27 protein-coding genes are annotated in these 26,436 nt (G+C 27.3%); all 27 read right to left on the bottom strand.

What is annotated here, in order from left to right; translation table 11 throughout:
- The 27 genes from ACUN06_RS12515 to ACUN06_RS12645 all read right to left on the bottom strand — a co-directional run bounded on the left by ACUN06_RS12515 (position 1) and on the right by ACUN06_RS12645 (position 26,424).
- A complete protein-coding gene (locus tag ACUN06_RS12515; protein ID WP_291731951.1) occupies positions 1-1,221 on the bottom strand; it encodes an FtsW/RodA/SpoVE family cell cycle protein in 1,221 nt (406 codons plus the stop codon).
- 85 nt (positions 1,222-1,306) lie between these two features.
- Positions 1,307-1,756 (bottom strand): FHA domain-containing protein, encoded by a 450-nt coding sequence (locus ACUN06_RS12520; protein ID WP_294161281.1) that lies wholly within the window; start codon positions 1,754-1,756, stop codon positions 1,307-1,309.
- A gap of 75 nt (positions 1,757-1,831) precedes the next feature.
- Complete coding sequence (uvrA, locus tag ACUN06_RS12525; protein WP_449389910.1) at positions 1,832-4,657, bottom strand: excinuclease ABC subunit UvrA; 2,826 nt, start codon at positions 4,655-4,657, stop codon at positions 1,832-1,834.
- A 293-nt stretch (positions 4,658-4,950) separates the two neighbouring features.
- A complete protein-coding gene (locus ACUN06_RS12530; RefSeq protein ID WP_449389911.1) occupies positions 4,951-5,889 on the bottom strand; it encodes a sensor histidine kinase in 939 nt (312 codons plus the stop codon).
- Positions 5,890-6,074: 185 nt separating this feature from the next.
- The gene (locus ACUN06_RS12535; RefSeq protein ID WP_449389912.1) at positions 6,075-7,691 is read right to left on the bottom strand and encodes a putative ABC transporter permease subunit; all 1,617 of its coding nucleotides are present in this window, start codon (positions 7,689-7,691) and stop codon (positions 6,075-6,077) included.
- Positions 7,684-8,397, bottom strand: a complete 714-nt coding sequence (locus tag ACUN06_RS12540; RefSeq protein WP_294161284.1) for an ABC transporter ATP-binding protein — start codon at positions 8,395-8,397, stop codon at positions 7,684-7,686. The genes ACUN06_RS12535 and ACUN06_RS12540 overlap by 8 nt, the downstream gene beginning before the upstream one ends.
- A gap of 42 nt (positions 8,398-8,439) precedes the next feature.
- The gene (locus ACUN06_RS12545) at positions 8,440-8,733 is read right to left on the bottom strand and encodes a hypothetical protein (RefSeq protein WP_055291757.1); all 294 of its coding nucleotides are present in this window, start codon (positions 8,731-8,733) and stop codon (positions 8,440-8,442) included.
- A gap of 20 nt (positions 8,734-8,753) precedes the next feature.
- Positions 8,754-9,635 (bottom strand): ABC transporter permease, encoded by an 882-nt coding sequence (locus ACUN06_RS12550; RefSeq protein WP_195959109.1) that lies wholly within the window; start codon positions 9,633-9,635, stop codon positions 8,754-8,756.
- Complete coding sequence (locus tag ACUN06_RS12555) at positions 9,628-10,551, bottom strand: ABC transporter ATP-binding protein (RefSeq protein WP_294161286.1); 924 nt, start codon at positions 10,549-10,551, stop codon at positions 9,628-9,630. The genes ACUN06_RS12550 and ACUN06_RS12555 overlap by 8 nt, the downstream gene beginning before the upstream one ends.
- A 261-nt stretch (positions 10,552-10,812) precedes the next feature.
- The gene (locus ACUN06_RS12560; protein ID WP_022212098.1) at positions 10,813-11,514 is read right to left on the bottom strand and encodes a response regulator transcription factor; all 702 of its coding nucleotides are present in this window, start codon (positions 11,512-11,514) and stop codon (positions 10,813-10,815) included.
- 158 nt (positions 11,515-11,672) lie between these two features.
- The gene (locus tag ACUN06_RS12565; protein ID WP_294161287.1) at positions 11,673-11,906 is read right to left on the bottom strand and encodes a hypothetical protein; all 234 of its coding nucleotides are present in this window, start codon (positions 11,904-11,906) and stop codon (positions 11,673-11,675) included.
- A gap of 24 nt (positions 11,907-11,930) precedes the next feature.
- A complete protein-coding gene (locus ACUN06_RS12570; RefSeq protein ID WP_412217668.1) occupies positions 11,931-12,485 on the bottom strand; it encodes a hypothetical protein in 555 nt (184 codons plus the stop codon).
- Between the two features lie 473 nt (positions 12,486-12,958).
- The gene (uvrB, locus tag ACUN06_RS12575; RefSeq protein WP_291731981.1) at positions 12,959-14,932 is read right to left on the bottom strand and encodes an excinuclease ABC subunit UvrB; all 1,974 of its coding nucleotides are present in this window, start codon (positions 14,930-14,932) and stop codon (positions 12,959-12,961) included.
- 108 nt (positions 14,933-15,040) lie between these two features.
- Positions 15,041-16,309 (bottom strand): PDZ domain-containing protein, encoded by a 1,269-nt coding sequence (locus tag ACUN06_RS12580; protein WP_449389913.1) that lies wholly within the window; start codon positions 16,307-16,309, stop codon positions 15,041-15,043.
- A 14-nt stretch (positions 16,310-16,323) separates the two neighbouring features.
- On the bottom strand, positions 16,324-17,592 hold the full coding sequence (locus tag ACUN06_RS12585; RefSeq protein WP_449389914.1) for a S41 family peptidase: 1,269 nt from the start codon (positions 17,590-17,592) through the stop codon (positions 16,324-16,326).
- A gap of 143 nt (positions 17,593-17,735) precedes the next feature.
- A complete protein-coding gene (gene ftsX, locus ACUN06_RS12590) occupies positions 17,736-18,626 on the bottom strand; it encodes a permease-like cell division protein FtsX (protein ID WP_291731987.1) in 891 nt (296 codons plus the stop codon).
- Positions 18,616-19,302: a cell division ATP-binding protein FtsE gene (gene ftsE, locus ACUN06_RS12595; protein ID WP_291731989.1), complete on the bottom strand. Its 687-nt coding sequence runs from the start codon at positions 19,300-19,302 to the stop codon at positions 18,616-18,618. The genes ftsX and ftsE overlap by 11 nt, the downstream gene beginning before the upstream one ends.
- Positions 19,303-19,420: 118 nt before the next feature.
- Positions 19,421-20,257, bottom strand: a complete 837-nt coding sequence (locus ACUN06_RS12600; RefSeq protein ID WP_294369835.1) for a YitT family protein — start codon at positions 20,255-20,257, stop codon at positions 19,421-19,423.
- 19 nt (positions 20,258-20,276) lie between these two features.
- Positions 20,277-21,128 (bottom strand): YitT family protein, encoded by an 852-nt coding sequence (locus ACUN06_RS12605; RefSeq protein ID WP_291731994.1) that lies wholly within the window; start codon positions 21,126-21,128, stop codon positions 20,277-20,279.
- A gap of 165 nt (positions 21,129-21,293) precedes the next feature.
- Positions 21,294-22,244 (bottom strand): transketolase family protein, encoded by a 951-nt coding sequence (locus ACUN06_RS12610; protein WP_449389915.1) that lies wholly within the window; start codon positions 22,242-22,244, stop codon positions 21,294-21,296.
- A complete protein-coding gene (locus ACUN06_RS12615; RefSeq protein WP_294369839.1) occupies positions 22,244-23,068 on the bottom strand; it encodes a transketolase in 825 nt (274 codons plus the stop codon). Before ACUN06_RS12615 ends, ACUN06_RS12610 begins: the two co-directional genes overlap by 1 nt.
- A 316-nt stretch (positions 23,069-23,384) precedes the next feature.
- Positions 23,385-23,738, bottom strand: a complete 354-nt coding sequence (locus ACUN06_RS12620; RefSeq protein WP_042401953.1) for a type II toxin-antitoxin system PemK/MazF family toxin — start codon at positions 23,736-23,738, stop codon at positions 23,385-23,387.
- An 8-nt stretch (positions 23,739-23,746) separates the two neighbouring features.
- Entirely contained in the window at positions 23,747-24,007 is a 261-nt protein-coding gene (locus tag ACUN06_RS12625; RefSeq protein ID WP_294369841.1) for a hypothetical protein, read from the bottom strand.
- A gap of 324 nt (positions 24,008-24,331) precedes the next feature.
- On the bottom strand, positions 24,332-24,943 hold the full coding sequence (locus ACUN06_RS12630; protein ID WP_449389916.1) for a germination lipoprotein GerS-related protein: 612 nt from the start codon (positions 24,941-24,943) through the stop codon (positions 24,332-24,334).
- A gap of 113 nt (positions 24,944-25,056) precedes the next feature.
- Positions 25,057-25,437, bottom strand: coding sequence for a holo-ACP synthase (gene acpS / locus ACUN06_RS12635; protein WP_291735459.1), 381 nt, complete (start codon positions 25,435-25,437; stop codon positions 25,057-25,059).
- Positions 25,438-25,488: 51 nt separating this feature from the next.
- Entirely contained in the window at positions 25,489-25,794 is a 306-nt protein-coding gene (locus tag ACUN06_RS12640; protein WP_291735456.1) for a DUF6514 family protein, read from the bottom strand.
- Between the two features lie 267 nt (positions 25,795-26,061).
- On the bottom strand, positions 26,062-26,424 hold the full coding sequence (locus tag ACUN06_RS12645) for a single-stranded DNA-binding protein (protein WP_291735454.1): 363 nt from the start codon (positions 26,422-26,424) through the stop codon (positions 26,062-26,064).
- Between the last annotated feature and the right edge of the window lie 12 nt (positions 26,425-26,436).

Below are 26,436 nucleotides of genomic sequence, written 5' to 3' on the forward strand. Positions count from 1 at the left end.
CTATGCCTCCTCCGATATTTTTTGTAATATTCCTAATGCAAAGAATATAGTCAATACTGATGAACCACCATAACTTATAATAGGCAATGTTATACCTGTTAATGGAATAACTGAAAATATTCCTCCTATTATAACTAATGTTTGACATGCTATCATTGTACTAAATCCTACAGCTATTAATTGTGAATAACTATCCTTTGTTACAAAGGCAGCTCTTATACCCCTATAAAATAATAAGAAGTATATTATCATTAATCCAATTGCAAAAATTATTCCAAATTCTTCACATATAATTGCATAAATCATATCACTTTCTTTTACAGGTAAGTTTTGAAAGTGTCCTTGACCTAATCCAACCCCAAAAAGTCCTCCAGCTGCAATAGAATACATTCCTTCAACTATTTGATATGATGATCCTAATGCATATTTCCATGGATCACGCCAAATCATAACTCTTTCCCTTACATGACCAAACATTGTATAACCTGCAACAGAACCTATTGCTGCTAATCCTAAAGCTGTAAAAACATACTTTTTCTTTGATGTTGCAACATAAAGTAAAGTTATTGATATCCCAAAGAATATTAATGCACTCCCTAAATCTCTTTGTAATACCATACATCCCATTGAAAAACCTGCAACTAATGCTGGTTGAAATAATTGTTTAACTTCTTCCTTGAAACTTTTTTTAGATTCATATGTAGCCAATGCTGCTGCTAAATATAAAACTAATGCTATTTTAGCAAATTCTGATGGCTGAAAAGAAATTGGCCCTATTAATATCCAGTTTTTTGCACCAAACTGTTCTGTACCAAATATTAAAGCTAATGGCATTAATACCAATGTTATTATCATATATACATTTTTATATTTTGCAAAACTTTTTAAATCCGGCAATATTACAACTATTAATATATAACCAATTATCCCAAGTGCTATCCATATAAGCTGTTTAATAGCTGTATTTGGATTTATTCTATATAACATTGCTACTCCTACTACTGCTAACACACTTGCAAAAATTAAAATAAATTTATCTCCATCTGGATAAAATCTTCTAACTATAAAGTGGGAATAGCCTATTAATACACATAAGACTACTCCCATTATTAATGCAAATTTATCAAAAGGCTGTTGTAAAAAGCCTAATGCTGTGAAAAGTAGTAAGCATAGCAGATATACTAAATTTAGTAATCTTTTTTCTCGCTTTTTTGCTTTCATATCCTCACCTCTAAATTATTACTAAAACATCTTTTCTTAATGTCTAAGATATAAGTTCAACTATCTAAATCATAAATTTAGAGTTTTACTTACCTGATTTTAAAACCTTAAAAATTGCACTTCCTATTTTTACTTCATCATCAGCAATAAGCTTATATTTTTCTTCAATTCTTTCATTATTTACATATACACCATTTGTACTATTTAAATCTTCAACATATAAATTATTATTTTTAGCATATATCCTTGCATGATTACCTGATACAAAAGGCTCTGTTAATACTATTGTATTTTCTGCTTTTCTTCCTAATGTAATAATTCCCCTTATAGGAACTACCGCGCCCTGCTCCAGTGTAGAATTAACACCTGTTTGAATAACTTCAATTCCATATCTTATTCCTGAGTTATTATTTTTAGCCTTACCACCTGTCTTAACATCTTTATACATTATTTTTAATGCATAATATATAATTACATATAATAAAATTATAAAAATTATACCAAATACAAAAGTAAATAACTTTCCAAAACTCATACCTTCACCTCAAACTAATGAATATTTACCATTATATATTAAATCTTATTGTAAAAAATAACAAGCCATCTTAATTTATCTTAATAACTTCTTAAGATATCTACCAGTATAAGAGTTATTATTTTCGACAATTTTTTCTGGTGTTCCTTGTGCTACTAAAGTACCACCTTTATCTCCACCTTCTGGTCCTAAATCTATTATATAATCTGCACATTTTATCATATCTAAATTATGTTCTATAACAATAACAGTATTTCCTGCATCAACTAGTCTTTGTAATATTTCAACTAATCTATTTACATCATCTACATGAAGTCCTGTTGTTGGTTCATCTAAAATATATAATGTCTTTCCTGTACTTCTTTTTGATAATTCAAATGCAAGTTTAATTCTTTGAGCTTCTCCACCTGATAATTGAGTTGATGGTTGACCTAATCTAATATATCCTAATCCTACATCCTTTAATGTTTGAATCTTATTTTTTATTCTTGGAATATTTTCAAAAAACTCTAAAGCTTCTTCAACAGTCATATTTAAAACATCATCTATATTTTTTCCCTTATACTTAACTTCAAGAGTTTCCCTATTGTATCTTTTTCCTTTACAAACTTCACAAGGAACATATACATCAGATAAGAACTGCATTTCTATTTTTATAATTCCATCTCCTGAACAAGCTTCACATCTTCCACCTTTTACATTAAAACTAAATCTTCCTGGCTTATATCCTCTCATTTTAGCTTCTGGTGTTTGTGAAAATAATTCTCTTATTATATCAAATGTACCTGTATATGTTGCTGGGTTGGAACGTGGTGTTCTTCCTATAGGGCTTTGATCAATATCTATAATTTTATCTATATTTTCATATCCTGTTATTTCTTTATAAGTTCCTGTTGGATTTTTACTTTTATTTACTATCTTATTTAAACCTTTATATAATATTTCATTTACTAAAGTACTTTTACCTGAGCCTGAAACACCTGTAACCATTGTTAATACTCCCAAAGGAAATTTAACATTTAAGCTTTTAAGATTATTTTCTTTGGCCCCAGTTACAGTAATAAAGTTTCCATTACCTTTTCTTCTTTCTTCAGGAACTTTAATTGATTTTTCTCCTGTTAAGTATTGACCTGTAATTGATTCCTTACATGCCATAATTTCATTAACTGGTCCTGCTGCAATTATTTGACCACCATGTTCTCCTGCCCTTGGCCCTATATCTACTATATAATCAGCTTCCCTCATAGTATCTTCATCATGTTCAACAACTATAACAGTATTTCCTACCTCCCTTAAGTTTTTTAATGTTTGAATCAACTTATCATTATCTCTTTGATGTAATCCAATACTTGGCTCATCTAATATATATAACACTCCCATCAATGCTGATCCAATTTGTGTTGCAAGTCTTATTCTTTGTGCTTCTCCACCAGAAAGAGTTCCTGAACTTCTTGAAAGATTTAAATAATCTAATCCAACATTAACTAAGAATTCTAACCTACTTCTTATTTCCTTTACTATTTGACCACTTATAATTCTTTCTTTTTCAGATAGTGTAATTGAACTTATAAACTCAAGTTCTTCCTTAATTGGCATCTTAGTAAATTCATATATATTTTTACCACCAACTGTAACTGCTAAAACTTCATTATTAAGTCTTGCTCCTTTACATTTTGGACATGCCTTATTGCTCATGTATTGTTCTATTTCATTCTTTATAACATCTGAATTAGTTTCCTTATATCTTTTTATTAATGAATTAATTTCTCCATCATATGAATAAGAATATAATCCTTTTACTCCATCCTTAGTATATGTTATTGATAATTTATGCCCATCAGTTCCATATAATAATAAATATAAATGTTCTTTAGATAACTCCTTTATTGGCTTATTTAAATCCAAATCATATTCTTTGCTTAAGGCTTGTAATATTGCATACGTCCATGAATCTTCCTTTAACCTCCCTTCTCCCCATGTTGCTATAGCACCTTCCATAACACTTAGGTTCTTATTTGGAATAACTAAGTTTGGATCTATTTCCATTAAAGTTCCTAAGCCATCACATTTATCACATTTTCCATATGGGGCATTAAATGAAAACATTCTCGGCTCAAATTCTTGTATACTAATTCCACAATCAGCACATGCAAAATTTTCACTAAATAATATATCTTTATCGCCAATTACGTTTATAATTACTAATCCTTCTGCTAATCTTAATGCCGCTTCTAATGAATCACTTAATCTTCCTTCCATGCCTTCTTTTATAATAAGTCTATCTATAACAGCTTCAATATTATGCTTTTTAGTCTTTTCAAGCTTTATATCCTCTTCAGCTAACTCATATATTTCTCCATCAACCCTAGCTCTTACATATCCATTTTTCTTTATATTATCTAAAACTTTTTCATGCGTCCCTTTTTTCCCTCTAATTATTGGAGCTAAAATTTGAATTTTAGTTTTATCCCCAAGTGCCATTACTTGATCCACAATTTGATCCACAGACTGCTTGCTTATTACCTTTCCACACTTAGGACAATGTGGAATTCCTATTCTTGCATATAATAATCTTAAATAATCATAAATTTCAGTAATTGTTCCAACTGTAGACCTTGGATTTTTGCTAGTTGTTTTTTGATCTATTGATATTGCTGGTGATAAACCTTCAATATAATCTACATCAGGCTTATTCATTTGCCCTAAAAATTGTCTTGCATATGCTGATAAAGACTCAACATATCTTCTTTGCCCTTCTGCATATAATGTATCAAATGCTAAAGAAGATTTACCTGAACCTGATAATCCAGTAAATACTATTAATTTATCTCTAGGAATTTCTAGAGAAACATTTTTTAAATTATGTACTCTTGCACCTTTTACTATAATCTTATCTTTCATTTTTCTACCCTCTTCGATATACTTCATTATTTTATTTTTGTCATAATTTCTTTTCTTTAATCCCGAACAAATATTCTCTTTATTATATTTTAGGTTTATTGAAATTTATTGTCAATAAATTTCATGATTAATATTTATACGATTATAATTTGGTTTTTATACCTTTGCATTATCCAACATATTTACTTAAAGTCTCAATAATATTTATTTCTTGTATATCATCTGTTTATAAAAAAATACAAGCAAATAATTTTTCATTAAATTTGCTTACATTGATTATAACTATTTTTATCTTATTTCCATAAAATTCGTATTATTAATTCTTCATTTTTTAAAGTGGCATTTATACTATATCCCAATTTTTCTACTAAGACCTTAGTTATATACAACCCTAATCCTGTATTTCTATCACTTCTTGATTTATCCACAGTATAGAATCTCTTAAATAATTTATCCACATTTTCTTCCGTTAAATCTGTTGTTTTGTTAATAAACTCTGTTATTATTACATCATCCTTTTGTTTTAAAGTAATTTTTACATAACTTTCACCATGTTTAATTATATTTCCTATTAAATTAGTAAAAATTCTTGTAATAGCTCCTTCATCTGATATAATATCTCTAATATTCTCATCTACTTCAATAATCGGATTAATATTATTATTAATAAAATCATTGTAAAATGCGGCTATATTTTCGCATAATATGTTTTTTAAATTTACCTTTTTATAATTAAAGTTATACTCATTTCCTTCTATTCTAGATAAATCGTAAAAACTACTAATAAGCTGTTGTAATGATTTTGTTCTATTTTCTACAATATCTATATACTCATTTTTTTCCTCTTCCGATACTTCTTCTAATCTTTCCATTTGCAAATATCCCATTATTGATGTTAATGGTGTTCTTAAATCATGTGACATATTAGCTATACTAGCTCTTAATTCTTCTTCGTTCTTATTCTTTTCTGCAACAATTCTTTGTTTAGAATCAAAAATCAAATTTATATTTTCAACTAAATACTCTATATCCTTGTCTACAGATTTTGTTTTTATATTTGCATATTCATCTAAATTATTATTAATTTGCTTACTTATTCTTCTAAACTCTCTTTTATATCCTATAATAACAGCTATTAAAACAATAATTATTAGTATTAAAATACATGTTATTCCCATATTTTCTCCTATTCTATATATCAATTCATTATATATACCCCTAGATATACTCATCTATAATTAAACCTCTTAATCTATTTGCATATGAATTCAAATCTAATTTTATAAATATCAAAATTCAATTTATTCTTTAAGTATATTATATACTCTATGCTTAATCCTTCCAACACTATATAAATATAAGCAAATTACCTCAATAGAATATTCTAAAAAATGAATATTCCACAGAGGCAACTCTTCTATAATCTATTAAACTTTTCACTACCTATATTATTCAATACCTTAATTGAAACAAATAAAGCTATTAAAAATATAATTAATACTGAACTTAAAATAATCATCATATTTGTAATATTGAATACTTTAACTAATACAACTGATACTGCTACAACTACTAATATTAATATCAATATTCCCAAAATAGTAATCATTACACTTGCGCTTTGCTTTACTACTGTTGTTGGATTTGTCCACTCCATCTTTGGAAAATATAAATTAATTATTATTCCTAATATAGCTGATACAATTGCAAATACTATACTAATTACTAAGTTAAATATTAAATACTTTATATCAAACTTTAATCCTATATAAAAAAATACATTTGCTATAATTGATGCTGGAATTGTTATTATTAAATTAGTTATTATTTTACCCTTAAAGATATCATTAGGTTCTATTGGCAATGATTTTAATATCCATAACCTATTTCCTTCTAATGATATTGATGAATTTGTTGTACAAGATAGTCCAATAGTAAATACTAAGAAAACTAATATTTCAACTGGAATCATATTAGCTATCTCAGGATACCCCAAAAATTCCACTAACGTTTCTTTACTTACAAATAACGTTGCAATGGATGCTGCAACTAATAATACCATCCCAAACGCTGTATTCATAACATAAATAGGTGTTGCAAAGTATCTTCTTAGTTCTTGCGTAATCAATGATTTTATTACACTGCTTGCTTCTAACTTTGACACCTTATAATTTGCCTTTTTATAGCTTTCTGATAATTTCCCATTTATAACTTTAAATGTCTTACTAAATACCAAAATAAATATTAAAAATGGAACTATTGATATTAGTATAAACTTTATTAAAGCAAATATATCATAATTTACTAAAGCTTCTTTTAAATACATTGCTGGTAGATATATGCTAGATAGTCCTTTTACTATTGAGTCACTATTTGCAATAAATTCATTAATATAATTTTGCATATTCATTGAAAGTATCATAATTAATAAAAATGCTATCATACCAACAACTGTAGTTACTATATTTTTATGCTTAAATCTTGATGATATAAATGTTATAGCAACAGCTATTATTGAAGCTGATATTATTGGAATCATTGGTATAAATATTAACCCTATTATTAATATAATGAAGAAAATCCATGACAAACTTCCATTATAGATAAAATATACTATTGAAGCCGGTACTATTACAAGTGCTGTTCCTATATAGTTTATAGACATTAAACTTAATATTTTACTAGTTAATATTGTACTATTTCTTATAGGTAAAGCCATTAATAAATCGTAATCTTTTGAACTAAATAATGTTCCTTGCGCTTTATATATTGATGTTATAAAGCTTAAAATACATGAAAATAATACAGCAACTATTAATATTAAATCTAAATATCCCATTGGTTTTAATACTGTAGCTAACGCTATTGAATATGTGGTTGACATAAAGCATATTACTGCTGCTATTAATAATAATGTAGCTGTAGTAATTAATAACTTCTTCTTTTCATTAGAAGTGCTAACCCCTTTAGATAAAGAATTAATTCCTGTGCTATTTATAAATGAATTTTTTAATAAAATAAATAAATTACTCATTATCAATCAACTCCATAAATACTTCTTCTAAAGAATTATTACCTTTAACTTGTTCAGTAGTCCCTTCTGCAACTATTTTCCCATCTTTAATAATTGCAATCTTATCACATAATTTTTCTGCTACCTCTAATACATGAGTTGAAAAGAATATTGCACTACCTTCATTGCAAAGTTCTCTCATTATTTCTTTAAGTGTATGAGAAGCCTTAGGATCTAATCCAACAAATGGCTCATCTAATATTAATAACTTTGGTTTATGAATTAATGCTGATATTACTGCTAACTTTTGTTTCATACCATGGGAATATGAAGAAATTAAATCTCCTAAATATTTAGTTAACTCAAGCTTATCTCCATAATATTTAATTAATTTTTCTCTTTGTTCTTTACTTATTTTATAAATATCTGCAATAAAGCTTAAATATTGTATTCCAGTTAAAGCTTCATAAAGATCTGGATTATCTGGAATATATGCCATTACTTTTTTACATTCTATAGGATTTTTCTTAATAGATTTACTATCTATTAATATATCCCCTTCACTAAATTCTAATATTCCAACTATAGATTTAATCGTTGTTGTTTTTCCTGCACCATTGTGACCTATAAATCCAAATATCTCCCCACTATTTACAGTTAAAGATATATTATCAACTGCTTTTTTGCCCTTTGAATATTCTTTTGAAAAGTTCTTTATTTCTAACATACTATTTCTCCCCTTATACTTATTCCCCTTTTTATAATATCCTTATAAATTTGAAACTAATGTAAAAATTTGAATAACTATAGCTAATAATGATAAAATTATATTCCTTTTTATTTCTGCTGATTTACCATTTCCATTGGGTAAAAAACCAAGTCCATATAGCCCAATTGGTATAATAACAGCAATTATCTTTGGCATATAATTTTGTAATTTACCACTAACTGAAATCTGCATTCCTACTTTATTAGGTAATATAATAAATGATATAATTCCTAAAATAAAAATAACTATCCCAAAGCCTAATTTAATGTTCTTTTCTAATTTACTATTAATCATTTTTAATCTACTAACCTTTCTTATTTGATATCTTGCGACTTAAATATTTTTATTCCCACAAATAACGAAATTGCTATTGTTACTAATGAAATTATTACTGATCTTAACAAATCTCCATTTCCTGCTTTAATTGAAGTTGCTAATGCTGAATTATAAAATGGTAATACCTCATAAACTCTATCGAACCAAGGATATATTCCGTATAAAAATCCAGCTAACGTAGGAATCCCTATAAATATTGCTACTGTTATTCCTATTGTAGCTCCATTACTTTTTACTAATGTTGCTATAATCATAGCTAATGCTGCTACTGCTGAACCCGCAATAACTGATGCAACAAATGTTTTTATCATTCCTAATAGTTGTGAAATTTCAAAAGCTTGTCTCCAGCCATTCATTAGCGTTACTACTATGGTTGGTAGGATTGTCATAACAGCTAAAATTATTGTAACTGCTATAACCATAGATACAAATTTTGCTAGATAAAATTCTTCTCTCCTCTTACCGTAAGCTAAGAAATTTTTAATTGTACCTTGTGAGTATTCTTTTGCTATTAATGCTCCTACTAATATACCTATTATTATTTCTATAACTCCTGACCCAAATGAAGCATGGTATACTTCTATTGAAGTTGGATTCATCATATCTTTAGCTTGTAACTGAATTCCTAGTTGGCCTGGTGTTACTATTGCTTCACTTTCAGACATACTTGTTAATTGTTCCATAAGAACCTCTTTTTGATCTTGTGGCATATTTCCTAAACTATCATTAAGTATTTTCTCAAAAACCGATGAACACATAACTACTGTCAATGTAGATAATAAAACTGCAACACATATTAGTACTTTAAATGTTCTATTTTTAAATAGCTTATATAATTCTGCTTGTATTGCTTTAAGCATTTAAAACACCTCCAACTTTATTCATAAAGTATTCCTCCAAATTTTCACCTTTAACACTTATACTTTCAACAATAATTCCGGATCTTGATAATAACGAATTTACTTCACCAACATTATCCAAATTAGAAAATACCTTTATGTTACTATCTTCTAATACCTCATAATCACTTATTCCTAATTCTCTCTCTAACAAAATTACCGCCCTAGCTGTATCATCAACCTTTAAATCTATATATTGTCTACATTTTTCGGATAGTTGCTTAGCTGTAATTTCTTCAATTAATTTTCCATTTGAGATTATTCCATAAGTTGTTGCAAGTTCTGATAGCTCACTTAATATATGGCTTGATATCAATATTGTCATATCTTTTTCTTTATTTATCTTCTTTAATAATTCTCTTATTTCAACAATTCCCATTGGATCAAGTCCATTTATAGGTTCATCTAATATAAGCAATTTAGGATTTCCCATTAGTGCATTTGCAATTCCTAATCTTTGTCTCATTCCTAAAGAAAAGTTCTTAACTTTTTTCTTTTCAACATCTTTTAATCCAACTAATTCTAATACTTCATCTATACATTTCTTTCCTGGTATATTCCTTACTAATCTAGATACTTCTAGGTTTTCTCTTGCCGTCATATTAGTATAAAGTGAAGGGGATTCAATTAAACTTCCAACCATTGTTCTTGCCTTATTTAACTCATTTTCCTCATTTGCCCCTAAAAGCTCTATTTCTCCACCACTTTTATGAATTAATCCTGTAATAAGTCTAATTAATGTTGTTTTACCCGCACCATTTTGACCTATAAATCCATATATATCACCTTTTTTAATAGTCATATTAACATTATCTACAGCCAGTTGTTCACCATATTTTTTAGTAATGTTATATGTCTTCAATACAACTTTTTTCATTTTTATTTACCCCCTAAGTATTAATTTATCTATCACTTCTTTTTTTATTTAAATTCTTAATTTACTTACATTGTATATCCATAGTTGTAAGATACCTTAAAGAAAATATTAAGAAAGTATTAAGTTTCAAAGATAAAAAATAAGATTAAAAAATGGTTGGTAGAACTCATTAAATTTTCTACCAACCACTATTTAAATTGTATAATTACATTTTTTAAATATATTATTTCCTATTGTAATTTTCTTTCCTACAAATATTAACTATTCAGACTTTAATTTAAATCCAATTCCCCATACTGTTTGTATATATTCATTTTCCTTATCTATCTTAGATATCTTGGCTCTTAAATTACTAATATGTACATTAACAGTATTATAATCTCCAATGAATTCATCTTTCCAAACTGCCTCAAATAAATTTGCCCTTGTAAACACTTTGTTAGGATTACTAATTAATAGTTCTAATATATCAAATTCTCTAACTGTTAAATTTATGTTTATTCCATTTACCTGTACTTGTCTACTATCTATATCTAAAGTTAAATTTTTATGAGTTAATTTATTATTGCTATTTGTTTTAGAACTAGAAAATGCTTTATACCTTCTTAATTGTGCCTCTACTCTAGCCAAAACTTCATTTATATCAAATGGCTTACTAATAAAATCATCAGCCCCCATTTTTAATACTCCAATCTTATCTTCTGGAGTTATCTTAGCTGACTCCACTATTATTGGCATTAAATAATTCTTTCTAATTTCCTTTATTAACTCTTCTCCGCATATCCCTGGTAACATTAAATCTAAGATTATAAGATCATATTGACTTTTCTCAATGCACATCTTTGCTTCTGATCCCGAATATGCCCCTCTTACATCATATCCATTTTGACTTAGTATCTTACATAACAGCGCATTTATATCCCAGTCATCTTCAACTACTAATATTTTGTTACTTGCATTCATAAATTCTCCATCCTCTATAACAAATAATTATATAAATTATATCAAAAAATTATGTCTCTATAAATTAGTATTACTAAAGCCTGTAGAAATTATTTTCTACAGGCTTTAGTTTATTATTACATTTAATTAATTTTCAACCTTTTTCCTTTTGTTATTTATTAGTAATGCTCCTCATTCAATTTTAATGATGAAGACTGGCTAGCCCCAAATCCTTGTCCCCCTGAATCTAAATCTTTAGTTGCTATATTTCCATTAGTATGAGCTGATAAAATAGCTTCTGTTGAAAAAATATGAAAATCAAATGCTGGTGTAGTATATTCAATACCATCCTTTACATATCTAAAAGTATTTTTGCTCTTATATTCTTCTGTCAATTTCTTAGTTGCATCCAAAACATTTATCGCTTCAAATTCAATTTAACTTTTTGTAATTTCTTCACATTCATCGATTTCAGATATTCCTAATACTTCATCAGTAACTTCAGTTGAATTTTGTATATCATCTATTTTTTCACTATCTTCTTTAACTTCATTAGTATTTTGTGTTTCATCTATATTTCCAGAAACCTTATCTGTACTAGATTCTATATTAACTGCTATATTAACTTTTTCTTGTCCAATATTAACGACAATACTATCATTTACTAATTCTTCAACTTCTAAAATTGTGCCAATAATAGAAATATTAATTTCAGACGAATCAACTACTTTATCATTCAGAGTTAGAGTATATACATTCTGACTATCAATCACAGGATTTGAAGTAAAATACTCTGGTTCATAATTTATTTTTACATTTTTAAAATTTAATAGCAAATCAATATTAACTTCATCTCCAGCTTGTATATTTTTATTGCTATTGGTATATTTTATATCTAATTCTACCTGATCATTTGCACTAAGGTTAACTACTGAATTAATGTCAGTTATCATTGAATTAATTTTTAATACACTTAATATATTTATATTCAAATGTTGCAAATACATTTGAAGTATAAAAAATATTAAACAATAACGTTATTACTAACATTAACGCTACCTTATTTTTTTCCCCATAACATAATCCCCCCTTATAATAACCATCAGTCAAAATAACCTTATGTAAAATTTTACTAGTAAACTAGTATTATATTCCGTTTTTTTATCAAATAAATAATCCTATATAATAAAATAAAACTACATACTTATGATTAACTCTTCGTATTATTTTTTTCAGTTTATTCCTTAAGGTTAATAGGGGGATAAAAAAACTGATTCCTACACTAAATAGGAATCAGTTAATATATATTTGCTATGAAATTTATGATGAATGGATATATTGAAACTATATCTATTCATTAAGTTTTCAAAACAGTTCAAACACAGTATATCATATATACAATTATTTTAATTATGAGATTTTTAAATGACTTTCATAAAAATACTTAATGCAATTTCCTAGGAAATTATTTTTCCTTTAAATCATTAATCATATCTCTAAGCTCAGCTGCTCTTTCAAATTGAAGATTTTTAGCTGCATCTTTCATTTCTTCAGTATATTGCTTAATTAACTTCTTCTTGTCCTTTTCACTTAATGAAATTGAATCATTATTTACATTATATTCTGAGGAATCTTCTGCAACCTTTGTTGCTTCAATTACATCTCTAATTCCTTTAATTATAGTTTTAGGAACAATTCCATGTTCTTTATTGTAGTTCATTTGGATTTCTCTTCTTCTATTTGTTTCTTTAATAGCTCTATCCATAGACCCAGTCATTTTATCTGCATACATAATTACTTTACTTTCAGAATTTCTAGCAGCTCTTCCTATAGTTTGGACCATAGATGTTTCAGAACGTAAAAATCCTTCCTTGTCTGCATCTAAAATTGCAACAAGAGCAACTTCTGGAATATCTAGGCCTTCTCTTAAAAGGTTTATTCCAACAAGTACATCAAATTCACCTAATCTTAAATTTCTTATTATCTCCATTCTTTCAATAGTCTTTATATCAGAATGCATATAAGTAGTTTTAATTCCTAATTGAGTTAAGTACTTTGTTAAATCCTCAGCCATTTTTTTAGTTAGCGTTGTAACTAATGTTCTAAATCCCCTTTCCGTTGTTTTAATTATTTCTGCATATAAATCATCTATCTGACCTGTAACTGGCCTTATTTCAACAATTGGATCTAAAAGTCCTGTAGGCCTTATTATTTGTTCTGCTATATTAGTTGAATGATCTAATTCATATTGACCTGGCGTTGCAGAAACAAATATAAGTTGATTAATTTTACTTTCAAATTCATTGAACTTAAGTGGTCTATTATCATAAGCACAAGGAAGCCTAAATCCATAATCAACTAATGTATCTTTTCTTGATCTATCACCTGCATACATTGCTCTTACCTGTGGTAAAGTAACATGACTTTCATCTATAAACATTAAATAATCATCTGGAAAGTAATCTAATAATGTTTTTGGCGGAGTTCCAGGTGCTCTTCCATCTAAAACTCTTGAATAATTTTCAATTCCACTACAATATCCCATTTCCTTAATCATTTCTATATCATAATTTGTTCTTTGTCTTAGCCTTTGAGCTTCTAATAATTTATCTTGTGATGTTAATTCTCTTAATCTTTCCTCTAATTCATCTTCAATTTCTCTTATTGCTTTATTTAATGTTTCTTGTGATGCAGCAAAGTGAGATGCTGGGAAAATTGCAACATGCTCTCTTTCACCCAATATCTTTCCTGTTAAAACATCAAATTCTCTTATTCTATCAATTTCATCTCCAAAGAACTCTATTCTAATTCCCTTAGTTGAAGATGAAGCTGGAATAATATCTAATGAATCACCTCTAACTCTAAAAGTACCTCTTGCAAAATCAATATCATTTCTTTCATATTGAATTTCTATAAGCTTTTTAATTATTTCATCTCTCTCTTTTTCCATTCCTACTCTCAGTGAAATAGTTAATTTCTTATACTCATCTGGATTACCTAACCCATATATACATGATACAGAAGCTACTATTATTACATCTCTTCTTTCAAATAATGCAGATGTAGCAGAATGCCTTAATTTATCTATTTCATCATTTATAGAAGCATCTTTTTCAATAAAGGTATCTGTTTGAGGCACATATGCTTCTGGCTGATAATAATCATAATAAGATACAAAGTATTCTACTATGTTATTTGGAAAGAATTCTTTAAACTCCGAACATAACTGTGCTGCTAGTGTTTTATTATGAGCTAAAACTATAGTTGGCTTTTGTACTTTTTCAATTATATTTGCCATTGTATATGTTTTACCTGATCCTGTTACCCCTAATAGTGTTTGGAACTTTTCATTTTTATTTAATCCTGATACTAAACTTTCTATAGCTACAGGTTGATCTCCCATTGGCTTAAATTTAGAATGTATCTTAAAGTTTCCCATATATATCAACTCCAAATTTTTCTTATTTTCTTAAATATATTTTACTTTTTATATTCACCATTTTCAAAACTTTTATAACAAAAAATAGAGGTAAGTATAAACTTTCCTCTATTTTTTATTCTTAATTTCATTAATTATATCTTTTAAATCTTCTTGATTTATTTCAATCATATCTTCTCTTTTAACCATTTTAGGTACTAAAAGCACCCCTAATATTTTATTTCTAGGTTGTATATTATATTCTAATACTTGTCCCGAATTATTCTTTATCTTAATAGAAATCTTAAATATACTTTCTTTAATAGCATTAAATATATCAACTTCTGATTTTATTTTTTCTCCATTTACTTCTATAATTTTATCTCCACGCTTAACTCCAACTTCATATGCTGGCGAATTTGGAGTAACTTCAAGAATCATTATTCCTTCATCATCACTAACGTATAAATATTCACCCTTTTTTTCTACATTAGCTTCATATCTCATAATAAATTCATAAACTAATGGTAGATAAATAATCGATATTATTTGTCCCAGTATATTAAGCGTTGCTAATTGAGCTATTAATACAATTGAAATACCATAAATTAAAATAACTGTGCCACTTCTTAATGACTTTTTCTTTTTTTCTTGAGTAAAAGTAACATTTCCATATCCAAGTATTCCGTATATAGGTATGGTTGCTACCATAGCAGAAGCTATTAAGCTTAATGTTTGGCTTTTATTTAATATTGGCCACCATGAACTAGCATTTAAATAAATTGAATCTGCTGGTGATGAACTATTAGTAAAAATCATTAATATAGCTATTGGAATAGGCCAATATCTACTAAAGGAAAATCCTCCAATTATCTTATCTTCTTTTTTTGTAAATACAGGTATTGCCCCTCTACTTCCATCAAACATTATCAATATTCCTTCAAGTATATATATTACTCCAACAAGTGTTATTAATGATACTACATTTATATCTATTAATAACCTTATTCCAGTAATATTACTTGCTACTTTTAATATAATTCCTATCATACCTAAAATTGCTGCTGAATAAGCATATGATATATACTTTTTCTTATAAAACAAACATAGTATTGATATCATAAATATAAATTCTATACCTGAGGTTTCATTAAATGAAACTCCTAGTACCGTTAATATAACAGTACCAACTGCACCTGCTAGTATGCCAAATACAATTTGAGATAATGTTAATTCAAGGGGTGTATTAACCCCCTCTCCTAATGTCATCTTTTGGATTGATACAATTCTAATATTTTTAAAATAAAATATTATCCCAAATATAAAAAGCATAAGTAAATGCATTGGCTCAATTATTGCTATTGATACAGATTTTAAACTATTAATTATTAAATCCATACTGAGCCTCCTACTTAATTCTTATCTCTAATTACCTCTAGAGCCTTTTTAAATTGTGGATCAATGTTTCTATCATAATCCTTTTCTAATATTTCTTGTGGAATTTCCACTGTAATATCTGGTGTTATTCCAGTACCATGAATATTTTCTCCATTTGGAGTATAATACTTAGAAGTTGTAACTTTAAGTCCTCCCATATCATTTGGCAATACCTTTAATTGTTGAACTATTCCTTTTCCAAATGTAGTTGTTCCTATTGTTATAGCAGCTCCATGATCTCTTAATGCTCCTGTAACAACCTCTGATGCACTTGCACTTCCACCATCAACAAGTACAACTAGTGGAACTCCAATTGCATCTCCTCCAATTGAATTTGAAACAACCTTTTTATTATATTTATCAATTGTATAAGTTACTACTTCTCCTTTTGGAATAAAATTAGAAGCAATTTTAACACATTCATTTAAGTATCCACCTGGGTTTCCTCTTAAATCTAATATTAGTTTTTTCATTCCTTCATTTTTTAATTCATTTAATTTTTCAGTAAACTTATCACTTACTTCTTCATCGCTAAAAGTACTTATTTGAATATATCCAATTCCATCTTCAATAATTTCACCTTTTACTGATTCTGTTTTAATTTCAGCTCTAACTATGGTTACTTCAAATGGCTCTTCAATTCCTTCACGTTTAATAGTTAGTGTAACTGGTTCTCCTTGATTACCCCTAACTCTTGAAACAACTGCCTCTGTATTTAAATCTGTTACTTCATAATCATCAACTTTTAAAATTATGTCTCCAGCTTTAAGTCCAGCTTTTTCTGCTGGTGAACCTTCAACAGGTGCTATTATAGTTATATTATTATCTCTAACTCCTAATTGAGCTCCTATTCCATAAAAGCTTCCTTGACTTGATTCCATAAATTTATTAAATTCTTCTTTATCCATATAAACTGTATATGGATCTCCAACTGCATTTGCCATTCCCTTCATTGCACCTTCAAGAAGTTTTTCATCATCTATTTCTCCATCATACATGGAAAATAACATACTTCGCAAATTAAATAAATTAGAATATTTCCCTGAATCTCCAATTTCCTCTAAGTCTGCAACTGCTTTTTGAGGAACAGCTCCACCTATAACTACTCCCTTAGTTGCTAAGTTATTTCCTAAGTAAAAAGCTGCAAAATAAGTTACTAAAGCAAATACTATTACTATTAAACCTTTTAAGAATTTATGTGTTTTTTTCCTTGGTTTAATTTCTTCTCCATTTAAATTATCCATAAATACTTATCTCCTTTCTGTATATTAATATTTATTTAATTTTACCCCTTATTTGCTTAAAACTACAACCCATAATAATTAATGAGTTGTAGTTTTTAAATAATTTCTATATATATTTTTGCCTAATTAACATACTCTATATACTATACAATTAAGAATTTTCTTAATGCAAATATACTTCCTATAGCTCCAATTACTATTCCTCCACCAACAAAACAAGCTAATAATGTAGTTAAAACAAATTGAGGTTGTACTAAATTTACTATAAACATAGATGAAACTATCCATTTAAATACTGCATTATATGCAAAATATAAAACTATACTTGATAAGAATGCCCCAATAGCACCAATTACTATACCTTCAATAACAAATGGCCATCTAATAAACCAGTCTGTTGCTCCAACAAACTTCATAATTCCAACTTCTCTTCTTCTTGAGTAAACTGTAAGCTTTATTGTATTCATTATTAAGAATACAGATACACCAATAAATACTATAAATAAACCTATACCAACTATTTGAACTACATCAACAAACTTACTTATTGTATCAATAACTTCTTGTTGATTTCCTATACCTTCAACGCCAGTCATACCTTCAACTAATTTAGCTACTTCTTCAGCATAAGATGGATCCTTTAAATTAACTATAAATGAACTTGGTAGTGGATTATTATTTAAATCATATCCTTCTAATAAACCTTCATTGCTTCCTAAATTTTCTTTTAAATTTAAAAAAGCTTCATCTTTTGATTGATATTTAACTTCACTAACTTGAGGAGATTCCAATAGCTTTAATTCTATTTCTTTTTGATCAACTAATTTTATATCTTCTCTAAGATACACTTGAATTTGAATCTTTGATGCTACATCTTCAATACTTTTATTGAAATTTAATGCTAATAAAGTAAATGTACCAAAAACGAAAAATGTTATTAATACTGTAATCATAGCAGCAAAACTGATTGTCCTATTTCTCTTTATGCTCTTAAATGCATCGACTATAAAATAGTTTAACGTGCTAATTTTCATTTTCGTACATCCCCTTTCTATCATCTCTTACTATCATTCCCTTATCAATAGCTATAACTCTCTTTTGCATATTATCAACTATGTCTTTTGCATGCGTAGCCATTAATATAGTAGTTCCTGCCTTGTTTATATCTTCTAATAATCCCATAATCTCTTTTGCTGTTTCTGGATCAAGGTTTCCAGTAGGCTCATCAGCAATTAGTACTGATGGATTATTAACAATAGCTCTTGCTAATGATACTCTTTGTTGTTCTCCTCCTGATAATTCATTAGGAAACATTTTATATTTATGTGATAATCCAACTAATGACAATACCATAGGTACTCTTTTTCTAATTTCTCTTTGTGATGCTTCAACAACTCTCATTGCAAAAGCAACATTTTCATATACATTTAAAGTTGGTATTAACCTAAAATCTTGGAATACCATACCTATTTTTCTTCTATAGTATGGTGTTTGTCTTCTAGTTACCTTAGATAATTCTTTATCTGCAACTATAATTTCTCCCATTGTTGGCTCTACTTCTTTTAATAACATTTTTATAAAAGTAGATTTACCTGCTCCAGAAGGACCAACTAGAAAAACAAAATCTCCTGAATTAATTTTTATATTTACATTTGATAATGCTTTTACATTATTATCATATACCTTAGAAACGCCCTTAAACTCTATCATAAATACACCTCTTTATAACATTCATTTCTATATCTTGACAAACTATAAAGCCATTATAACATACAACTATCTATAATACCAATATTTAAGCTATATTTACCTAATATTACTATTATGATTAATATTCTGTAAATCCCTTTCCTAAAACCTCTGTAGATTCATTTACAGTTAAAAATGCATTTGGATCTATATTTTTTATAGATTTTTTTAACTCAATAAACTCTTTAGTACTTAAAACAGTATAAATTACTTTTATATCAGTTCCTGTATATCCACCATTTCCATTAAGTACTGTACATCCTCTATCAATATTTTTAATTATATGATTTACTATTTCTTTTTCCTTTGCTGTTATTATAAATACTTGTTTACATGTATTAAATCCATCAATAAATTTATCTATTATCAACCCAATTAAAATAACACTAAAGAATCCAAATAATCCTTTATCAACCCCAAAAACACTTATTGCTGCCATACAAACAAATGAATCTGTAAGTAAAACAGAAATTCCTATACCAATAGGCGTAAATTTACTTATTATAGCTGCTATTATGCTAGTTCCCCCTGTAGAAGCACCTTGATGAAAAACTATTGCAGCTCCCATTCCTAAAATAATTGATCCAAATACACTTGCTAAAAACATATTTTCAGTAAGTATAGTTGGCTTAAAAACATTTTCAATTAGCCACATAAATACAGACAACATTATTGTTGCATAAATACTTTTTGCACCAAAGCCTTTTCCTAATACAACAAAAGCTAATGCAAATAATACAATATTAAGAACAAGAATGACTACACTAGTATCTAATCCAAAAACCTTATTTATAACTAATCCTATACCTGAAACTCCTCCAGCTGCTATATCACATGGAAAAAAGAAATACTCAAGTGCAATTGCTGTTAATGCTACTCCAATTGTTGTTAATAAATATTCTTTAACCTTTTGCATAATTCTCTCCTATCTTAATTTAATCTTCGTCTATTCCCATAAAACCTTCTCCCATAACCTCATGAACCTCACCAACTGTTATAAATGCATTTTTATCTATTTCTTTAATTTTATTTTTTAATTTTATAAATTCATTTCTATCTAACACAGTATATAATATTGAAGTATCTTTTCTTGTAAATCCTCCAATACCTTTAATAAAAGTACACCCTCTTTCTAAATCATCTAAAATAAACTTACTTATTTCTTTATTTTTTTCACTTATTATTGTGATTTCACTTTTAGTTTTAAATCCAGCTATTATATTATCTATAACCACTCCATTAATTATAACTGCTAATAGACCATATAACCCAATATTTATTCCAAAAGTAACTGCACCTAATAAAGTTACTAAAAAATCAACTATTAATAAGGATTTTCCTATTTCAATATGAAAAAACTTATTTAAAATTTTTGCAATTATATCAGTTCCTCCAGTTGATGCATTAGCATTAAATACTATTGCCATTCCAACTGCAGATATTAATGTACCAAATATAGTTGCTAATATCAAATCATTAGTAATATTAATTGGTATAAAAGTTTGCATTAACCACATAGATGTTGATAATAAAAAACTTGAATATATAGTTTTAGCTCCAAACTTTGCTCCTAATACTATTAATGCAACTATAAATAAAATAGCATCCATCATTAAAACTAAGGGTCCTATAGATATAAATGGTATATAATGATTTATTACAATTGCTAAACCAGTTATTCCACCTGCAGCAATATTATTAGGTTCAAAAAAATAAACTACTGAAACTGCAACTAAAAATATTCCCATTGTAATTAGAGCAAATTCTTTAATACTCTCTCTTTTCATACACTTACTCCTTATAAAATAACTTTTTGTATTATTTTTCCTCATTATATATTATTTTATCCTATGTATTTTAACACACTTTTCTATTAAATACCTTATTTGCTAATAAAAAAACTGCGATTTTAAATCGCAGTTTCAGTGGTAAATAGCTGTTTGTGGTATATATTAAAATTTATTTTTTAAAATAATTGCTTCTTTAACTTTATTAACTATATCTTGAGCTGTTAAATTATAAGCCTTTAATAATTCTTCTGGCTTACCACTCTCTCCAAATACATCTTTAATTCCAACTCTTAAAACTGGTATTGGATATTCTGTAGTAACAGCTTCTGCTACTGCAGAACCTAATCCACCTATTATGCTATGCTCTTCAGCAGTTACAATAGCACCTGTTTCCTTAGCAGATTTAACTATTAATTCATTATCTAAAGGTTTAATTGTATGTATATTTATAACCTTTGCACTAATTCCATCGTTAGCTAAAATTTGTCTTGCTTCCATAGCCGCATCAACCATTATACCTGTTGCGATTATAGTAATATCCTTTCCATCTGCTAAAGTAACACCTTTTCCTAATTTAAATTCATAAGTTTTTTCATCATTTATTACATTAACTGCAGCTCTTCCTAATCTTACATAACAAGGCCCTTCATAATTTACTATAGCCTTTATTGCTGCTTTAGTTTCAACAGCATCTGCTGGTGATATAACTACCATATTTGGTATACTTCTCATTAATGATAAATCTTCAACAGTTTGGTGAGATGCTCCATCTTCCCCAACAGTTAATCCTGCATGTGTAGCACAAACTTTAACATTTAATTTAGGATAACAAATTGAATTTCTTATTTGTTCAAAAGCTCTTCCTGCTGCAAACATTGCAAAAGTACTTACAAATGGAATTTTACCACAAGTTGATAATCCAGCCGCAACTCCCATCATATTTGCTTCAGCAATACCCATATTAAAAAATCTTTCTGGAGAAACAGCTTTGAAATCAGCTGTTTTAGTAGACTTAGATAAATCTGCATCTAATACTACTACATTTTCATTTTCTTTTGCTAATTCTGCTAATGCTTTTCCATATGCTTCTCTTGTAGCTATCTTATTACTCATTATCTGTTTCCTCCAATCTCAGCTAAAGCTTTTTCACATTGTTCCTTACTTGGTGCCACACCATGCCATCCTGCATCATTTTCCATAAATGATACACCTTTACCTTTAATAGTCTTACAAACTATTACTGTAGGCATATCTTTACAATTTCTTGCCTTTTCTATTGCATCTATTATATCATCATAATTATGTCCATCAATGACTAATGCATTCCATCCAAAAGCTTCAAACTTTTTATCTATTGGAGATGGATTCATAACCTCTTCTATATTCCCATCTATTTGTAGCCCATTAAAATCCACAAAGGCAGTTAAATTATTTAACTTATAATGTGCTGCACACATAGCAGCTTCCCAAACTTGCCCTTCTTCTAATTCACCATCACCTAAAATAGTATATACTCTATAATCCTTTTTATCTAATTTTCCAGCTAAAGCCATTCCTACAGCTGAAGAAATTCCTTGTCCTAATGAACCTGTTGACATATCTATTCCTGGCAAACATTTCATACTTGGATGTCCTTGTAATCTTGAACCAAACTTTCTTAAAGTAGATAATTCCTCTACAGGAAAAAATCCCTTTCTAGCTAATGCACTATATAAAACTGGTGCTGCATGGCCCTTTGATAATACAAATCTATCTCTATTTGGATTTTTAGGATTGTTTGGATCTATGTTCATTTCTTTAAAGAAAAGTGTAGTTACTATATCTGCAGCAGATAAAGACCCACCTGGATGTCCTGATGCTGATTCTGTTAACATTGAAACTATATCTTTTCTTATTAATTTAGATATTGATTTTAATTCTTCTACATTATTAACCATTTGTAAACCTCCGTTACAACAATTTATATTAATATTCTTTATTATACTCTATAATTATATAAATTACCCAAATTTATTTTATCATACCACAAATTATTTGTATACACTATTTTTTCAAAAAGTATAACACTTACGCAAAATAGTATACATTATTAATTGTTTTTGAATTAATATTATAATTTAATGTATAATTAAAGGGGATGTCGCATTAATAATAAACACTACAATATATTGTGTTTATTTTTATTTTTTAAAACAATATATTGTGTATAAAAGTTTTAGTGCGACAGCCCCATTAATTATATTATTAAATTACTTAAGCTAGACTTATACTTATAAGTAATGATTTATCTACCTTTTTCATATCTGTTTCAGTCATATGCCCTATTTTTTCTTTTAATCTTTTTTTATCTAATGTCCTTATCTGTTCCAAAAGAACAACCGAATCTCTATTTAGTCCGTATTCTTCTGAAGAAATTTCAACATGTGTTGGAAGCTTAGCCTTATTAATTTGAGAAGTTATAGCTGCTACAATAACAGTAGGACTATACTTATTTCCTATATCATTTTGTATTATAATAACTGGTCTAATTCCACCTTGTTCTGAACCTATAACCGGACTTAAATCTGCATAAAAAATATCCCCTCTTTTTACAACCATAGTAGTCATTAAAAATATCACACTCCGCACAGCCATTTCTCATATTCATTTATATCATCTAATTTATATTTAAGTGACTTTTGTGATGAACTTCCGCATCCTGCTATTTCTAAATTAATTTTCGACATTTCCTTGTAACCATTCTTCATTAATTCAAAAAATTCACATGATTCGTTATCATCACTATATACTATTAAACTTTCCTTAATAAATTTACTACTTTTTTTTAAATCATTTTTAAATTTAAAAATGATTGTGTTATCTATTTTTTTTGACATTTTGGTCCTCCTAAGAGCTCTATTTTTCTACATATAATAAAATTATATTTCAAATAATGTCATTTTGTAAATAGAAAGACCTTTAAATAACACATTTTCTATATTTACCACAAATTCTATTATTTTAAAGTGTTATTATATGATTATTCTTAGTAATCACTATGTACCCACTATTTCATCTTAAATATATTCTAATAAATTAAATATTTTAATAGGCTAAATTTTCAAATATATTATCTTCATATAATTATTTATCTTTTGTGTTTTTAATATTAATCATTACGTTTTTATACAAAATAATAATTCAGTATCTCTAAGCTTCCCTTAATTAAATATAGATTCATCAAATCCCTTAACCTTCTTAAAGTCATAATATATTATTCTTAATGAATCATTTCCTTCTTTATCGTATACTATAATACCTATTGGTGTTTTAGTTTTTTTATTTATAAATATTCTGGCAGTATCAAAATGTTCATTTTCCAAGAATAATTCTGTATCAACTTGAATATATATTTCATCTCCCCATTCTTCTTGCCCTTCTTTTATGGAATTACTTTTAAGCGGATATGATAATATTTTATTCATAAATGCTAGGGAATGAAGCATATCCATCCCTTCATCTAATACATATTCACTATCATCTAAACTATCTTTTACATATATATTATCATTTTTATAGATCTTTACTTTCTCATCCCCAAACTCTATCCTAAATCCATAATCGCTTGAATAATATTGATTAGTATCTTCTTGTTCTTCCCCTTTAGCATTCTTTACTATGTACTTAACTTTTGTTTCATAACATTTTATACTCTTCAATTCTCTAATTATTTCTTGATTATTAGGTAAAAAATTTGCTCTAAAAATAATAACAAGAAGAATTGATATAAAAGGTATTATTAATAATAATGAAATGATTATTTTCTTTTTCATAGCTCCTCCCATAACCACTGTTTCATTATTACTAATATTAAGTAAATATATATTTTATTCATAATTTATTATTAAGTTAAATAGATAAATTTAACTTTTAACATTATTTTGTATTATGTAGATTGACACTCTTCTAAAACCACAAATGCAATTGCCATAGTTTTATTATGAGATATAGAAACATTAAATAAATAATCTTTAGCTTTTATTAACTTTCTTACATTTTCAGATACATTTACTACTGGTTTTCCTAAATTATCTCTGAATACTTCAATTTCTTTAAAAGTAAATCCCCTTATTCCTGTTCCCAATGCTTTACTAACAGCTTCCTTTACAGCAAAATTCCCCGCAATACTTTCTATTCTATTTGAATTTTCAGATAAATACTTTATTTCTTTATCAGTAAATATCCTTTCTAAAAATCCCGATGTATTATCCATTGCTCTTTTTATTCTGTCAATTTCAATTATATCTGTCCCAACTCCTAATATCATAAAACACCTCTTTAGTTAAATATATATTGTAATTTATTTATGTAAATTAATTTAAAACCCAAAGTCATTTACACATAAATCAGAATATTCACCAACTACATCAATTAAATGAATTGGTGAAACTAAATTATTAAATAATAATACTAAAATATCTTCTGCTTTTTTCTCATTGCTTGCTACTATATTTATAGTATCTCTTTCTAAATTTATAACCTCTCCACAATTTAAATCTTGTCTTTCAATCTCAATTCCAAAAGCTTGTCTATTTTTTACTGTATTTTCAATGACTCTATAAATATATTTACTTTCCCTATCATCAAAACTAACTAATTTACTTAAAGTTTTTTTAATCTTCATAATACTTCTCTCCTCTTCATATTATTTAATAATTAAACAATACCATAAAGCAAATTAAAATTATGTCAAACCGTAGGATAATGGTTTAAAAAATTTTCTTTACTATTCAACATAATTGTAATTTATTGCACTTTTTTCAGAAGTTATTATATTGTGTATATATTTATAAATACCATGAATTAGTTAACATATGTCGAAAGATATTAAAATCATAAAATATATATAAAAAAAGTTGAAGATTGCTTTTAATACAATCTCCAACCCACTTTAATTATCTCCACCACTAACTTCATTGTCTTGTCTTATATCTCTTTTATTTCCTACAAACTTAAAGTCTTCTGCAACAACTTCTGCTATATATTTTTTATTTCCTTGCTTATCTTCATAACTACCAGTTTTTAACCTACCACTTAAACTTATATAGCTCCCTTTTCTCATATATTTACAAACTACTTCAGCTTTTCTTCCCCATATAGTTACTGGTATTAAATCTGCCTTTCTTGTTCCATCTGCTGACTTAAAATTTCTATCTACAGCAATTATAAATCTAGTAAAAACCTTTTCTCCATTTTCTATAGTTTTAAGTTCAGGATCCTTTATAAGTTTTCCTAACAACACTATTTTATTCATTTTATTACACCT

The organism is Clostridium sp. ETTB3, assembly GCF_053571985.1.